Below are 14673 nucleotides of genomic sequence, written 5' to 3'. Positions count from 1 at the left end.
AACGTCCGCGTGGTCAGGACCGTCGACCGAGACCTCTACCGCGAACGCAACAAGGTCGAACGGTTCTTCAATCGTCTCAAACACTTCCGCGGCATCGCAACGCGATACTTCAAAACCGCAGCAAACTTCCTCGCCGCACTTCACCTCGCTTGCTCAAGGCTCTGGATCAGACATTATGAGTCCACGACCTAGGCGCACCGGCGCGCCCAGATCACGACCCGGCGGTTGCGCGGGCTTACCCCGGGCTCGCCTTCCAGGGGCTCGCTTTCGCCCCTGGCTTCGACGGCGATTTCCATCCGGTCGGGCCCCAGACGCTCAAGCAGCATCTCCCGCACACGCTCGGCCCGCTTGCGCGAGATCTGCATGTTCAGGGCTTCCGGGCCGGCCGTATCGGAATGGCCGACGAGCAGCAGGCAGGCACCCGCCATCACCTCGGTTTTCAGCACGTCCGCCAAGGCCTCCAGACGGGCGCTGGAGTCCGGCGTGAGCCTGTCCGAGCCCGATTGGAAGAAAAGCACGTCCGTATCCATGTTTACCGGGCTGTCCGCGCGCATTGCCGCGGATGCCGGCGGCGAATCATGGGCAACGGACGCCCCGGCGGCATCCTGAGCGCGCGCCGGCGCGCCGAAAGCGAGACAGGCGGCGAGGGCCAGCACGATCGGTGCGGGCCGGGGCAGGAAATCGGCATGGGGCATGAGCGCGGCTCCATCAGCGGGAATCGTGGCAGGTCCCCTTCAAGGTTGCTCCAAAACCCTAACATTTTCTGAATGTTGGAAGGTGCAAACAACTGCGCGCAAGCAGCCGGATGTTTACCCTATGTTTCCGACTCGCATGCATACCTCGGGGCAAGACCGGCAACCGGAGGACCACATGCCGCAAGCCCGCCACACCTGGATCGATGCGCTTCGCCTGACGGCCGGGGTCTCCATGATCGGGCTGCATGCCTCCTCGGATGCCGCGGGCCAGCCCTACCCCGATGCCACCGTGGCCGAGAAGGCCTTCCCCCTGATCGCGCGCGCCTTCATCTATACCGCGCGCACGGAGCTCTTCTTCCTGATCTCCATCTTCCTGCTGCTCATGGCCCTTGATCACCGCCCCCGCAGCTATGCCGAGACCATCGCCCAGCAGGCGCGCCGGCTGCTCGTGCCGTTCCTGTTCTGGACGCTATTCTACGCGGTCTGGAACTTCCAGAAAGCCACCGCCTTCGGCTACCTGCCCGGCTATGCCGCCAGCCTCGCGGATCCGGAAACGTGGCTCCGGTTTCTGCTCCTCGGCGAGAGCAAGTACCACATGCATTTCCTGCCGACCCTCTTCGGCATCCTGCTTGCCTATCCGCTCTACCGCATCGCCGTGTCGCGCCCTTGGCTGGGCCTGCTCTTCGTCGTCGGGCTCGCCCTGAAGCGCGAGGCGGACGTCTACCTGTGGTCGCATGCGCAGGAGTGGGCCGCGTTTCCCTACCTGCTGCGCGCGGTCAAGATCCTCTCCTACGGCGGCTACGGGCTGCTTGCCGGGGCCTTCTACGGCCTGTTCCTGAAGCATGGCCGAGGCACATGGCCCCGCTGGGCCCTGCCGCTGGCGGCGGCAACGGGACTCGGCCTGCTGGCGATCAAGCTCTGGCACATGGGGCGGGTGATGCAGCGCGGCGACTGGGACTACAACTTCCTGCCCGGTTTCTGGGCGGATTACACCATGCCCGCGATCCTGTTCCTCTGCGCCATGCTGATGGCCTCGCGCCACTGGCCGGAACGGGTGTCGCGCGTGGCCCCCTTCAGCTTCGGCCTCTACCTGTGCCACCCGATCTTCCTCGATCTGGCCGAGATGGCCACGGCCCGCAGCGCCTTCCCGCCGACGTCGGAATTCCTTCTGGAGATCGGCTTCGCCGTCATCGCCACGAGTTGCTTCGTCCTAGCCCTGTCCCGGATCCGGAGCCTCGCATGGACGATCGGCCTCGGCCCCCTTCCTCGCCCGCGCTGGCAACAAACGCCAAACATCTCTCAAGAAAGGCGAAACGCCCATGTTTGAAGTGTCCGAAAAAAACGGCGGGATCACCGTCCTGGCATTGCGTGGCCGCCGCTTGCCGAGCCCGCTCTACCCGGCGCTCGAAGCCCTGATCTCACGTCAGATCGCCAGTCACGCCGCGGGCATCATCCTCGATTTCTCCTCCCTGCGCCGCGCGGAGTTTTCCACCTTCGCCGCCCTGCTCGAAATCTACCGCGCCTTCGATCCTCGGTGCCGGCTCGCCTTCTGCGGCCTGCCGCCCCTTCCCGGCTTCGAGGAAAGCAGCCACCCGATCACCGATTGGCTGCCGCTCTACCCGGATTGCAAGGCGGCCCTGGCCAGCCCCGAGTTTCGCCCCCTGCGCCTTGCCGACATGCAGGCCCTCGTGCTCGCCGGCGCGCGCCACCCCGGCCCGCCCTCTCACAATGTGCCGCTCAGCCTGCTGCCCGTGTTCGGAACATCTCTGCTGCACGGCGTCCTCGGCGCCCTGGTCTCCGAGGGGCTCGTCGGCATCACGCTGGATGCAGGCACGAACGGTGCCGAAATCCGCGATCACGCCCGCAGCGCGGCGATCAGTGCTCGGGGGCTGACCTTCTACAACAATGCCCATGCGCCCGATGAAGCCGGATCCGCCCTGCTGGCGCTGCAACGGGATCTGAGCCTGTTCGACCGTGAAACGCTCGTCGTCTTCGGGCACAGCCATGGCCTCCCACCCCTGGCGGATCTGATCGAAGCGCATCGCACTAGCGGGGCCGACGCCACTTTCGCCACCGCCTCCGGCCTCGTGCCGCCGGCAGCCCCGCAGGATCCCGAAGCACAGCGGCCGGCCTTTGCCGGGGCCGCGGTCTTCTCCTCCGGAGCCCTCGACGGCCTCGCCTGCACCCCTGGCCGGGGGCTGTTTTCCATGCTTCTGCCCGACATGATCCGCCGCGGGCAGACCATCCGCTTCGCGGCATTCGACGAAGCGGACGGCCTCGTCGCGAACAGCGGCGTCTATTTCAACGTGCTCCGGGCATCTCTCGCAAAACGCCTCGGCACGGCGCGAAGCGACGGCATCCTGATCGAACCGGGGGCCAAGGTCTCCCGGCGGGCCAGGATCGAAGGGCCCTGCTTCATCGGGGCAGGCGCGGAAGTCGCGGCCGGGTCCCACCTCGCCGGCCCGACGATCATCGAGCCCGGCTGCACCATCGGCCGCGGCGCCGAGGTTTCGGGGAGCGTGCTGATGTCGCATCTCGAAACCGCGCGCGGCGGCAAGCTGCACAACGTCATCGCGGCCCCCGCGTGGAAGCTGCCGATCACCCCGATCCTTCCGGCCGGAAGCCGCGGCGAACCTCCGAGGCTCGAAAGCGCGCCCGCGCCCGCGGCAACACAGCCCACGCCGATGCCCGCCGAACCCCGCCTTGCCCTGCCATGAGCCTCCCGATGGAAAGCTTTCACTTCACGCCCTTCGAGCACCGGCAACCGCCCCGCGCGCAGGCACCCTCGCAGCGCCACCTGCGCCTCTGGCATTTCCTTGCCGCGATGAGCCTCGGGCTCGGGGCCTGGTATCTGCACTGGCGGTGGACGGCGACGCTCAACCCCGACGCAATGATCTTCTCCGTTCTGGTCGCGAGCGCGGAGACCCTTGCCTACGTCGGCTGCATCCTCTTCTTCCATGACATCTGGGCCCCGAAAGACACGCCGCCCGCACCTCCCCCACGGTCCCGTGCCGAGGCCGGGCTTGCAGGCGACGGCCCGATCCGGGTGGATATCCTGATCACCACCTACGATGAGCCGCCCGAGATCGTGGCGCTTTCGATCCGCGCCGCCCGCGCCCTGCGCCTGCCGGAAGGGTGCGAGGCTAACGTTTACGTACTGGACGACGGAAACCGCCCTGCGATGGCGGCGGTCGCGCAGCGCGAAGGCGCGCTCTACATCTCCCGCGATCGCAACACCGGCTTCAAGGCCGGCAACCTGCGCAACGCGCTGCTGCGCACCGATGGCGATTTCTTCGTGATCTGCGATGCGGATACGCGCCTTTTCCCGCGGTTCCTGGAGAACACGCTCGGATACTTCCGCGATCCCGCCGTCGCCTGGGTGCAGACACCCCATTGGTTCTACGACATCCCGGCCAATGCCGACGGCACCGGCGAACAGGACGTCTTTCTCTGCGACCCGGGGCTGTTTTTCGACATCATCCAGCGCCGGCGTCACCGCAACAACGCATCCTTCTGCTGCGGGGCCGGCTCGATCCACCGCCGCGAGGCCGTCTTTGCCTCCGCGCTGATGGAATATGGCGCCCGGGCAGCAGCCCCTGCCGAACGCAGGTTCGCCCTCGCGGCCCGCGATCTCCAACCCTTCCGCTATCACGTGTCCGAAGACATCTACACCTCGATCCTGGTGCAATCCGATCCCGGGGGACCCTGGCGTTCCGTCTACCATCCGCAGGTGGAAAGCCGCATGCTCAGCCCTTGGGGCCTGAAGGCCTGGGCCGCCCAGCGCCTGAAATACGCCGGCGGCAGCCTCGATATCCTCTTCCACGACAACCCGCTGATCCGAAAAGGGCTTCCCTGGCGCACGCGGCTCCACTACGGCGCGACCTTCTGGTCCTACCTCTCCTGCCTCTGGCTGCCGATCCTGCTCGCCGCGCCCGTGGTGGCCCTTTTGACGGGCACGGCCCCCTTGCGCGCCGGCATCGGCGAGTTCTTCCTGCATCTGCTGCCCGTGCTGATCGTCACCGAGCTTGCGCTGATCGCCGGCTGCTGGGGGCAGGATGTCAGCAAGGGCCGGCTGCTCGCCATCGCGACCCTGCCGCTGACGCTCAAGGCCCTCTGGCAGGTGATCCGGCGCCGCAAGATCGGCTTTGCGCCCACGCCGAAGATCCCGCTCTACTCCGAGGCTCTGCGCATCATCTGGCCCCACCTTCTGCTGATCGGCATCTCCCTTGCCGCCGCCGCCTACGCGCTCTGGCAGGCATCACTTGGCCAAAGCAGCCTCGGCCTGCCGTTCCTCCTCGTCAATCTCTTCTGGATTTCCTGGAACATCTACATGCTGTCCGCCGCACCGCGCGCAGCCCTCTGGCGCCCGAAGGCGAGCCGCTGAACATGCGCCCCGACCAGCAGCAAGGAAAGATCACGCCATGCAGACCCTGATCCGCCTCTACCGCCCCAACCTCGCCTTCCTGCTCGGGCTCTGCGCGGCGGCGGCCCTCGCCTTCTTCATCGAGCGACAGACCGCCGAGTTCAGCTACGATCCGCAATCCCAACGCGGGTTCGAGTCGCTTCCCCCGCCGCTCCCCCTCGCGCAGCAGTTCCCCCTTACCGAGGCGGACATGCAGGCCGCGCGCACGGCCTGGGCTTATGTCGCGGCCAATACTCAATGGGATACGGGCTTCGTGAACGCCGTGGACGGCTACCCGTCGGCCACGTTGTGGGATCTCGGCTCCTACATTTTCGCCCTGGTCTCGGCCAACCGGCTCGGCCTCGTCGAGGACAGCGAGTTCGACCGGCGTGCGCGCCTGTTGCTGTCCTCTCTCGAAACCATGCCGCTCTTCGAAGGGCTCCTGCCCAACAAGGCCTATGACACCCGCTCGCTGGCGATGGTGGATTACACCAACGCGGCCACCGAAGGCGGCGTCGGCTGGTCCGCGATCGATCTCGGCCGTGTCGTGGCCGCCCTCAAGGCGCTGCGGCTGCATGCCCCGCGCCTCACGCCGGAGATCGATGCCGCGACGCAACGATGGGCCTTCGATGCCCTCGTCGAGAACGGCACCCTCGTCGGGGCCGCGCGCGATCCGGACACCGGCGCCAGCCTGCGCCTGCAGGAAGGGCGCCTCGGCTATGAGCAATATGCCGCCCGCGCGCTGATGACGGCCGGCCTCGGCGCCAGCCGGGCGGCTTCGGCTGCCGGGGTCGTCAGGTGGACGGAGGTCGAGGGGATCCCGGTTCCAGCCGATCGCCGCAGCCATCACCGTTTCGACGCCATCACCACGACCTTGAGCGAACCCTTCGTTCTGATGGGGCTGGAAATGGGCTGGGATGACGACGCCTGGCGCGAGGCCTCGCAGATTTTCCGCGCCATGCAGTCCCGCCACCTGCGCACTGGCACCTTGACGATGCTGTCGGAGGATCACGTGGACGAAGCGCCGTTCTTCCTCTATGGCGCCGTTCTGGGAAATGGCGAGCCCTGGGTTGCTCTCGCCGAAGACGGCAGCCGGCATGATGCCCTTCGCAGCGTCTCGCTGAAGGCGGCGTTCGGCTGGGAGGCCCTCCTGGGCGCCCCCTACGCCGAACAGGTCAAATCGGAAGTCATGGCCAAGACGGCCACGCCCTCCGGCTGGCTGGCCGGGATCTACGAATCCGACAGCCGCCCCAACACGGCGCTGACCCTGAACACGAATGCCGTCATCCTGGAAGCGCTGCACTACAAGATGTTCGGGCCGCTGGTTCCGCCGGGGCGCATTTGATCGCGGCACCGGCTTCCGCCGGCCTATCCCGGCCTGTCGCCGCCCACGCGATGGAGCCCCTCCCGCGCCACGGAGACGGACTTCAGAACCGCGTAGCACGGCAGACCGACACGCAGGCCAAGTGCAGCCTCGCTGCGCTTGGTGACGCGGGCAAGCAGGCGCATCCCGCCGTTTGCCAATTGGATCAGGCTGCCCGGGCCCTGCCCGGATTTCACCGCGCTCACGGTGACCGGCAGGATATTGAGCGCAGAGACCCCGACAGGCCGTTCAAGCGCAATCATCACGTCCTGCGCTTCTACCCGAAGCCGGATGCTTTCACCCGGCGCGGCGTCACACCCCGGCAGGTAGAGCCGTCCGCCATCCACCGCGACTTCGGTCAGCCCGTCGCCATGCACCTGCACCACGCGCCCCTGAACGATTGCCCCGGCAGCGCGCACGCCAAGCACCGGAGCGACCTCGGGATCGGCGAGGATATCTCCAGCCGGGCCGGACGCGGCGACCTGCCCGCCGTCGATCACCACGATGGTATCGGCCAGCCGGGCGGCTTCAGCGATATTGTGCGTCACGTAGAGCACGGGCACGTTCCGGCCTTTGCTCAACCGCTCGATGTAAGGCAGCAACTCGGCCTTGCGCGCCTCGTCCAGCGCCGCCATCGGCTCGTCCATCAGCAGCATTCGCGGCTGCGCAAGCATGGCCCGCCCGATGGCAACGCGCTGGCGCTCGCCGCCGGACAGCCCCGCTGGGCGACGGTCGACCAACTGGGCGATGTCCAGCAGCTGCAGCAACTCCTGAAACTCGGCCGGAATGCCGAGCCCGCGCCGCCGCGCGCCATAGAGCAGGTTGTCACGCACGCTCAGATGGGGAAACAGCCGGGACTCCTGGAAAACATAGCCGAGGTTGCGCTCCCTCGGGGGCAGCCAAGCACCTCTTGCGCTGTCCTGCAATACGCGCTCACCGAGGCTGATCTTCCCTTCCCGCGGACGGAGGATGCCGGCCACGGCGTTGATGACACTCGTTTTTCCGCTACCGGAGCGCCCCAACAGAACGGTGATGCCCTCCGGCGCTTCAAAGCGGATGTTCAAGCGGATGGCCGGGAAGTCATGGCGGATGTCAACGTTCAGCATCTTGGCCTCCGAGCCGCCTGGCCACGCGGGCCGATATCCACTCGGACAGTAGGATCGCGGCCAGCGAAATCGCCACGGCCACGTAGGCCAGTTCAAGCGCTGCGGCCTCCTGCCCCGGCACCTGGAGGTAGCTGTAGATCGCGATCGGCAAGGTGCGGGTTTCGCCCGGGATGTTGGACACGAAGGTGATCGTTGCACCGAACTCGCCCAAGGCCTTGGCGAAGGCGAGCACGAGCCCCGCGAGGATGCCGGGCAGCATCAGCGGAAGCGTGATCGTGGCAAACACCGCCCCGCGCCCGGCGCCCAGGGTTTCCGCCGCCACTTCAAGGCCGGGATCGATGGCTTCAAGAGAAAGACGGATCGCCCGCACCATGAGCGGAAAGGCCATGATGCCCGCGGCCAAGGCGGCCCCCGTCCATCGAAAGGCCAGGGTGAGCCCGAACTGGTCCTGAAGGAAAGCCCCCAGGGGAGCATTCGGCGCAAAGAGCAACAGCAATGCATAGCCGGTGACGACGGGTGGCAGCACGAGCGGCAAGTGGACGATCGCATTCAACAGCGCCTTGCCGCGAAACCGGCCCCGCGCAAGCGCGAAAGCCGTCAGAATTGCGAGGGGCAGGCTGAACAGCGTCGCGACGCCGGCGATCTTCAGCGACAGCCAGACGACCTGCCATTCTTCCGCTCCCAAGCCGCTCATCCCGAGCCAGCCTGCACCGGGAGAAAGCCGAAGCTCGCAAACAGGGCCTGGCCTTCAGACGATGACAGGAACTCGAGGAACGGGCCGGCGCGATCCGGCTCCAGCAGAACGGCCGGGTAGACGATACGCTCGTGGCTCGTTTCAGGGAAGCGAGCGGCAACGGCCACCCGCGACTCAGCCGCCGCATCAGATTGGTAGACGATTCCGGAACTCGCCGCCCCCGCGGCCACGAAGGCAAGTGCGCCGCGAACGTTGTCGGCCTGAACGACTCGGGGCGCCAGTTCCTGCCAAAGCCCAAGCGCCTCCAGCGCCTGTTTTCCGTAGATCCCAGCGGGCACGGCTTCCACGAGCCCCATGGCGATCCGAGGGCCAAAAAGCGCCGGCGTGATGCTCTCTTCACCGGTGTTTCCGCCCGGAGCCAGCACGACGATCACAAGCCTGTTGCCGGCGATCGAACGAACCGGCGCGGGCTTGTTCAGCTTCCCCAGCACCCAATCGCTCCACGCGGTGTTGGCGGAAATGAAAAGATCGGCGGGAGCGCCGGCCGCAATCTGGCGTGCCAGCGTTCCGCTGCCGGCGTAGACCGGCACGACCTCCGTGCCAGCCCGCGCCGCCCAGCGATGCGCTGCTTCATCCAGCACATCCCTCAGGCTGGCTGCCGCAAAGACCCGGATCGGCTCCGCCGCCCCGGAGCCTGCCATCGCCAAGGCGATGGCGAGCACACTCAGTGCCATTCGGGCTGCCCGGGCCGCACCTCTGCAAAGGAGTGTTGGCAAGCGCATGGGAAGAAACGCCTTTCCGCGATGGTTTCCAACACCGTTATACTGGCTTGACGCCACTTGGAAAGCCGACGATGCCGCGAAACAGGCCGGGCCCGCAGTATCAGTTCAAAACCGATTTGAAGTAGGCTGAAAGCGTCAGATACTCCTGCAGGTCCTCAGTAGGCAGGGCCCGCCCCCCCTCGCCTTCCCGGACCTCGGCGTCGGCCGAGACGACCCGGAGCGCTCCAGACTGGGAAGTGACGGGTTGGGTGAGCAGGATGCTTTCCTCCGAAAGGGGCGTTTCCTCCGGCGGCAGAGTGTCGTCCAGTTCGGCAAGGATGCGATCGACCTCGCGGGTGCGGAAGAGATCGATCATCTCCTGATCCGCCGGCGCGAAGGGATCGCCCGCCATTTGACCGGCGGCGGGCGGCAGCGCCGGCTCGTCGGCCATTTGTGCGGGCGCGGCTTTGCCGGCGATCAACTCCATGATCATATCGGCCACATCGGGAGGGACGTCATAATCCATTTCCAGCGTCTGCTTCAGGCTGCCCATACCGCCCGCCTCGGGCGCGACCCGCCGCTCCGAAGGTTCCAGCCCGAGGCTGCGATTGAAAAAAGCTTCGACTTCGGACGTGCGCGGGCCAGCGGTTGCCGGGGCGCTACTTTCTTCGAGATCGGCACCAAAGGCCGCGGCTGCGCCAGCGGCGCCGATGTCCGTCGGCGCCACCAGTGGATCCGCGGCCTCACTGGACGGTGGCAGAGCCGATGCACCACGCCCCGCCAGCATCTGCTCGAACGAGGACATCGCGCTTTCGAGCCGCGCGATCCGTTCTTCCAGGGCACCCACTTCCCCAAGCGGGACGTGAAGCGTATCGCCGATTTCGGGGGAAGCGCCTGACGCCACGGTCTGACGTTGCGCCGCCGCGCCGGCGCGGCTTTCCTCAAGCAGAGCCCGCAACATGGCAATTTCGCTTTTGACCTCCGCAAGATCTTCCTGCCGGCTCGGCTCGGAAGCCGCCATCGCCGCAATCGGCTCCACCGACAGGGCCGGCCCAACGGGGACGGCTTGCGGCTGGGGCATGGGAGATTGCCAGGAGGCCGCCTGGGTGATCCCGCCCGGTTGGCTGGCGCGCGAGTTCGGCACCGGCCAGCCTCGCGGCAAAACGGTATAGTCCTGCCGGGCCATGACCCAACGAAGATAGGTCGCCACCGCGGAGAAACCGACAAGAGAAATCCGCTCGAATTCCTTGCCGCCTCGCCGCACGACCAGTTCGCCGCCCGCCATCAAAAGCGCTTCGAACCGATTGTCGAGCGGCTGCAGGATGCGCGGCGGCAGCTCGATCTCGGTGACGCCTTCGGCAATGTGGAACGTATCGCCTTCCGCGACACCGTCGATCTTGAGCTGCAACTGACCGCGGGCGTTCAGGAACATGGCCAGAGCCCCTTTGCGCCCCATGCAACTGTAGGTCCGGGGCCGGCAGATCACCTCGAATACGTCGGTATCGAGCCGCGGCGCCGGAGAAAACCTTGCGTAACCATCCGGGTCGAAACGGAAATACACGCCTTCCACGAGCCCCTCCTGGAAGGTGGGCCAGCCGAAACTGCCCCTCAGGCTCTGCCGGGCTTCCTGCGCGCCGATAGCGAACAGAAGCGAAGTATCCAGGATCGCATTCTCGGAGTCGAACTTGTCTGCCGGATCCTCGGCTGTCGGGGATTGCGCCGCGAGGGGAGACAGGGCAAGCACGGAGGCCAGCCCGGCAACGAGGGCGAATTTGGACGGGCAGTTCATCAGAAATCCTCCTTGGATTGCACCGAGTGGCGAAGGGCGGGAAGCCAATCTTCCTCGCGCGGCGGATCGGGATAGTGGCGGCGTTCCCGGATGTCCTGATCGCGGTAGGCGGTGTACCAGACCTCGGTTTCCCCGCGATAGGGCGTGAGGATCGGGCCCTGCACCTTGTGCAGCAACGCCGCGAGAATGATTCCGTTGTTGTTGGCGGTGAAGATCTCGATCTTGCCCTGTCCGCGCTCGTAGAGCCCTTCATACATCCCGTTTTCGGGATCGTAGAGTTCGATCACCGCATTGAAGAGTTCGTCGGTGTAGGGCGTATCCCACAGCGCCCACAGCCCCATGGCGGCCTTGGAGGCGATCGCCGCGTGATCCGGCGAGAAATCCCCCCGTGGCGTCACGGTGTTCCAAGGGTAGCCATCCGAGAAGATCGTATCGTAGGTGAAATACGGCGGGCCCTTCACGTTGTGCTCGCTGCGCGCGGTCATGAAACCGGTCTGGCGCCAGCGGTTCTCCTGCACTTGGTAGATCCGGTCGGCGAACTCCGCCCGCCAGCCGTCGGAATGGACGCGTTCGTGGGAACTGTCGTCGTGGGGTAGATCGAAGCCGAGCTCGAGACCGTCCTGCAGGTAGGACTCGGTGACGACGTAGTTCTGGGAATGGAAGATCCGCGGATCGCGCCCGTCATAGGGCACGGCCACCCCGTAGATGCTTGCCGTCAGAAAGGGTTCGGCGCGATGGGCGAGCAGCGGCCGAAACCCCCACAGCGCGAAGCCTTTGGCGGCATACTCTTCGTAGCCGAGGCGCCCTTCCTGGGCATAGACCGTCTCGCCGGTTTCCTTGTCCACATAGGCACCGTGCAGCAGCCCCTCGTCATCGATCACATTGCGGAAATCCCACTTGAGAAGGATCGAATCCACCGAGTTGCCGAGATAGGGATAGCGGTTCTTCAGGATACGCATCCAGACGAGGAACCGCCCGATGTCGAGCGCCGAGAAACCGACTTCACCGGGCTTGTTGGTATAATCGACCTGCTCCCCCGTCTTGGTGTGATACACCTTGTTCGGCAGCTCGCCGCGGAAAAGCTTGAGATCCTTCACCGTGGTCAGCAGGCGCAGAATGCGGACATCGAACTCCGGTTTTTCGATCAGGCAAAGCTCGTAGGCAGCGACGAGACCGCTGATGTAGCTGGCCGTATCCCACAAGGTCGTGGACGGGAAATTGCCCACGCTGTTGGCAAGGCCGGTGCTCTCCTGCGTATACTTTTCGAAATAATGCCAAGCAACCCTTGCCGCCCGCATTTCGCGCTCGCTCAGGAACCCGCGGCGCGCCTTGTAGGGGCGGATGTATTCATTGTGGCGGGTATAGCCGGGCTTCAAGGGCACATCGAGATCGAGACGTTCGAAGTAATCCGGGTCCATCTCGCACATTCGGGGCGGCTTGCTGCGCGGCGTCTCACCGCGGATCAGGCTGGTGGTATGCACGGGCATGTTGCCGCGCATGAGTGCGGGAATGTTGTCCAACTCGCTGCCGGCGATGATCGGGATCACTTCCTCTTCCTGGTAGAGCAAGATGTCACGCGCCCGCGTTCCGATGCCTGCGGCGGCCGCCGTCAGGAACAGAGCGGCAAGCACAAGTACAAAAACACCATAGCCAGCTGACTTTCTTGATGTTTTCATCCCCGCCATGGCGCAGTTCCTTCTTGTAGAGATACACTCGCAGTCGTGGGTGTTCTAACGGCGGCATTGTTAACAAGCGCATAAACCGGGCCACGAAGTCCGCGCGAAATCGCTAAAATTGAATGCTTTCGCGGCCCGCCTGATGAAAAGGGAATGTTTACCCTTCCGCTCTATCCCTGCCTCATGCCTCAACCAGCGGAGCGGCCGACCATGAGCAGAATCGCCCAGCAAACAGACAAGATGAAGGCCGATGCCTCTGAGAAGGCGAGCGCGGCCACGAATTTCGAACCGCTGCGCGTTGCCGACAGGGCGTTGCCGCGATGGGCTGCCTCGCTTTCCTTTATCTTTACCGCCACCTCGGCGGCCTGCTGGCTGTCCATCGCCATTCTTGCAATCTTCTTCCAGGACATCGTCGCCGAGCAGCGCAAGTTGCACGCCGCGCTGGCGCTCGCGCTCCTCGGCACCGCGCCCCTTCTTGGGCTGGTGATCCTGGATTTTGCCCACGGCCGCGCACTTTCAGGCTATCAGTACACGCGCCAGCGCAACGAGGCCCGCGCCAGGGCGCTGATCGGTTTGCTCATCGGCGTCACGCTCACCGCCGTTCACCCCCTTCTGGGGCTGGGCGTGTTTGCAGGCATCGGGCTGAACCATGCGCTTCCCGCCGCTGCCCGGGCGCTTCGGTTGGCCGAACCCCCCTGGGACTTCACGTCGGAAGAAGCGGCGTCGGTCCTTTCCGGCCGCGATGACACCGGCCTTTCCCTCGCGCGCAAAGCGCCGCGCCCCTTCGGCCTGATGGCGGCCCCCGGCGCGCTTTCCACCGGCGTCGCGCTCCTCGTCACACTGGCCATCGGAAGCTGGCTGATGGCGCAGCAGATCGTTGCAACGGCGGCGATGCCGGGCCTTCTGCTGATCGTCATCTGGGCGGTTCTGGCGAGCGCGAAGCCCGTCTGGCCCGAAGCCGAGGCAGAGAAACTGCCCGAACCGGCGCAGATCGAACGCATCCCCCTCCCCGAGACAGAAGAGCAGGCTAGCGGCCCGGCCGGGCTGCGCGTACACCGCCTGACCGTATCCGAAGCTGCCCAAGGCGCCCTGTTGCGGGATATCGAGATCACCCTTCCGCCCGGAAGCGTGACCGGCCTCATCGGCTCCTCTGCCGCAGGGAAATCCCTCCTTCTCAAAGCCTTGGCGGCGCCTCAGGATCTGTCCGGGCTTTCCGTGGCAGGCCACGCGTCCTACAATGAAGAGGACCTCTGGGAGCGCAGCCGGATCGAGGTTCAACCACCTTGCGTCCACCTGCCCGCCGCGCCGCTGATCCTGCCTGTTTCCGCGCAGGACAATCTGACCTGCTTCTCCGGTGAGGCGCTCGGCCTGCGCGCAAGAAAGGCGCTGGAGCAGCTCGTCTACTCCGCCGACGCGGCCGACAGGATCCTCGCGGCCCAAGACGCGTCGCGCCTCTCGGCCAGCGAACAGAAGGCCCTGGCCTTCGCCCGGGCCTTCCTGCTGAATCCGGGCCTCTACCTGATGGATCGCCCCGAGGATGGCGCATCGGAGCGGCTGCTTGCAGCCCTGGCCGAACGTATCCGCACCGAACGCCGCGCCGGGCGCAGCTTCCTGGTGGCGACGGAAAACCGCGGACTTCTGGAACTCTGCGACAGCATGATCGTGCTTGAGGGCGGGCGGCTGATGGACGTGGGCCCGGCGCAGGAGATCCGCAGCCGGATGGCGGAAGGCTGGTCCCGTTTCGTGACGGAAAACACGCTCGACGCGGAAGATGCGCTGCACCTCTGGCTTCGCAGCCACTTCCGCCGTCGTGGAGACGAAGGCAATCGCCGCAAGGCCTGCGTCGTGGGCAGCGAACTTCTGGCGCTCAGCGCAAGCGAGGCCAAGGGGGGCACACGAGAAAGGATCCGTTTCGATTTCAAACACTTCAAAGGGTTCTGCCAGCTCGAGATGTCCGACACCGGGGCCGCTATTTCCAACGCCCAGATCGAGAACGCCCGCAGCCGGCTTCAGGAGTCCGGCGAAGTGCTGAACCGCGACCCACTCGTGGAAATCCTGCGCCACAGCCTGAGCTTCGATCAGCGCATCAGCAGTGACCGCCGGACGATCTCCGTCCAGATCGAAACCTATGATCCGCGCATGGCTCCCCCCGTCGGGGCGGCGACGCGCGTCTGATGGCCGTTCGGA

General features: G+C 65.9%; 12 protein-coding genes. 6 read left to right on the top strand and 6 right to left on the bottom strand.

What is annotated here, in order from left to right; genetic code table 11:
• Positions 1 to 192, top strand: a 192-nt coding sequence (locus PSA7680_RS16380; protein WP_217808310.1) for a transposase, incomplete at its 5' end; no start/stop codon positions are given.
• On the opposite strand, the gene PSA7680_RS16375 is transcribed toward PSA7680_RS16380, so the two are convergent.
• A complete protein-coding gene (locus PSA7680_RS16375) occupies positions 189 to 695 on the bottom strand; it encodes an OmpA family protein (protein ID WP_085869763.1) in 507 nt (168 codons plus the stop codon). The genes PSA7680_RS16380 and PSA7680_RS16375 overlap by 4 nt on opposite strands.
• Before the next feature lie 175 nt (positions 696 to 870).
• Here PSA7680_RS16375 and PSA7680_RS16370 point away from each other — a divergent pair, with 175 nt between their 5' ends.
• Genes PSA7680_RS16370 through PSA7680_RS16355 form a run of 4 tightly spaced genes read left to right on the top strand, consistent with a single transcriptional unit; the run spans position 871 to position 6442 of the window.
• Entirely contained in the window at positions 871 to 2022 is a 1152-nt protein-coding gene (locus tag PSA7680_RS16370; protein ID WP_176244169.1) for an acyltransferase, read from the top strand.
• Positions 2015 to 3412, top strand: coding sequence for a hypothetical protein (locus PSA7680_RS16365; RefSeq protein WP_085869761.1), 1398 nt, complete (start codon positions 2015 to 2017; stop codon positions 3410 to 3412). The genes PSA7680_RS16370 and PSA7680_RS16365 overlap by 8 nt, the downstream gene beginning before the upstream one ends.
• An 8-nt stretch (positions 3413 to 3420) precedes the next feature.
• Positions 3421 to 5079 carry a glycosyltransferase family 2 protein gene (locus PSA7680_RS16360; protein WP_176244168.1) on the top strand — a complete coding sequence of 553 codons (1659 nt, stop codon included), beginning with the start codon at positions 3421 to 3423 and terminating at the stop codon, positions 5077 to 5079.
• Positions 5080 to 5116: 37 nt separating this feature from the next.
• Positions 5117 to 6442, top strand: a complete 1326-nt coding sequence (locus PSA7680_RS16355; RefSeq protein WP_085869759.1) for a DUF3131 domain-containing protein — start codon at positions 5117 to 5119, stop codon at positions 6440 to 6442.
• A gap of 23 nt (positions 6443 to 6465) precedes the next feature.
• Here PSA7680_RS16355 and modC read toward each other — a convergent pair whose 3' ends face one another.
• The 5 genes from modC to PSA7680_RS16330 form a co-directional block, all read right to left on the bottom strand.
• Positions 6466 to 7566: a molybdenum ABC transporter ATP-binding protein gene (gene modC / locus PSA7680_RS16350; RefSeq protein ID WP_085869758.1), complete on the bottom strand. Its 1101-nt coding sequence runs from the start codon at positions 7564 to 7566 to the stop codon at positions 6466 to 6468.
• Positions 7553 to 8260, bottom strand: coding sequence for a molybdate ABC transporter permease subunit (gene modB / locus PSA7680_RS16345; RefSeq protein WP_085869757.1), 708 nt, complete (start codon positions 8258 to 8260; stop codon positions 7553 to 7555). Before modB ends, modC begins: the two co-directional genes overlap by 14 nt.
• On the bottom strand, positions 8257 to 8982 hold the full coding sequence (gene modA, locus PSA7680_RS16340; RefSeq protein ID WP_245824701.1) for a molybdate ABC transporter substrate-binding protein: 726 nt from the start codon (positions 8980 to 8982) through the stop codon (positions 8257 to 8259). The genes modB and modA overlap by 4 nt, the downstream gene beginning before the upstream one ends.
• A gap of 160 nt (positions 8983 to 9142) precedes the next feature.
• Complete coding sequence (locus tag PSA7680_RS16335) at positions 9143 to 10810, bottom strand: hypothetical protein (protein ID WP_085869755.1); 1668 nt, start codon at positions 10808 to 10810, stop codon at positions 9143 to 9145.
• Positions 10810 to 12441 carry a DUF3131 domain-containing protein gene (locus PSA7680_RS16330; RefSeq protein WP_245824699.1) on the bottom strand — a complete coding sequence of 544 codons (1632 nt, stop codon included), beginning with the start codon at positions 12439 to 12441 and terminating at the stop codon, positions 10810 to 10812. The genes PSA7680_RS16335 and PSA7680_RS16330 overlap by 1 nt, the downstream gene beginning before the upstream one ends.
• 255 nt (positions 12442 to 12696) lie before the next feature.
• Here PSA7680_RS16330 and PSA7680_RS16325 point away from each other — a divergent pair, with 255 nt between their 5' ends.
• Positions 12697 to 14661 carry an ATP-binding cassette domain-containing protein gene (locus PSA7680_RS16325; RefSeq protein ID WP_176244167.1) on the top strand — a complete coding sequence of 655 codons (1965 nt, stop codon included), beginning with the start codon at positions 12697 to 12699 and terminating at the stop codon, positions 14659 to 14661.
• Positions 14662 to 14673 lie beyond the last annotated feature (12 nt).

The organism is Pseudoruegeria aquimaris, from assembly GCF_900172235.1.
GTDB classification, from domain to species: domain Bacteria; phylum Pseudomonadota; class Alphaproteobacteria; order Rhodobacterales; family Rhodobacteraceae; genus Pseudoruegeria; species Pseudoruegeria aquimaris.
This window is presented reverse-complemented; position numbering and strand designations above follow the sequence as displayed.

What these genes read in the sequence shown, in the direction of transcription:
- PSA7680_RS16375 (WP_085869763.1), bottom strand. Translation starts at nt 695, where the DNA reads ATGCCCCATGCCGATTTCCTGCCCCGGCCCGCACCGATCGTGCTGGCC.
- PSA7680_RS16370 (WP_176244169.1), top strand. Translation starts at nt 871, where the DNA reads ATGCCGCAAGCCCGCCACACCTGGATCGATGCGCTTCGCCTGACGGCC.
- PSA7680_RS16365 (WP_085869761.1), top strand. Translation starts at nt 2,015, where the DNA reads ATGTTTGAAGTGTCCGAAAAAAACGGCGGGATCACCGTCCTGGCATTG.
- PSA7680_RS16360 (WP_176244168.1), top strand. Translation starts at nt 3,421, where the DNA reads ATGGAAAGCTTTCACTTCACGCCCTTCGAGCACCGGCAACCGCCCCGC.
- PSA7680_RS16355 (WP_085869759.1), top strand. Translation starts at nt 5,117, where the DNA reads ATGCAGACCCTGATCCGCCTCTACCGCCCCAACCTCGCCTTCCTGCTC.
- modC (WP_085869758.1), bottom strand. Translation starts at nt 7,566, where the DNA reads ATGCTGAACGTTGACATCCGCCATGACTTCCCGGCCATCCGCTTGAAC.
- modB (WP_085869757.1), bottom strand. Translation starts at nt 8,260, where the DNA reads ATGAGCGGCTTGGGAGCGGAAGAATGGCAGGTCGTCTGGCTGTCGCTG.
- PSA7680_RS16335 (WP_085869755.1), bottom strand. Translation starts at nt 10,810, where the DNA reads ATGAACTGCCCGTCCAAATTCGCCCTCGTTGCCGGGCTGGCCTCCGTG.
- PSA7680_RS16325 (WP_176244167.1), top strand. Translation starts at nt 12,697, where the DNA reads ATGAGCAGAATCGCCCAGCAAACAGACAAGATGAAGGCCGATGCCTCT.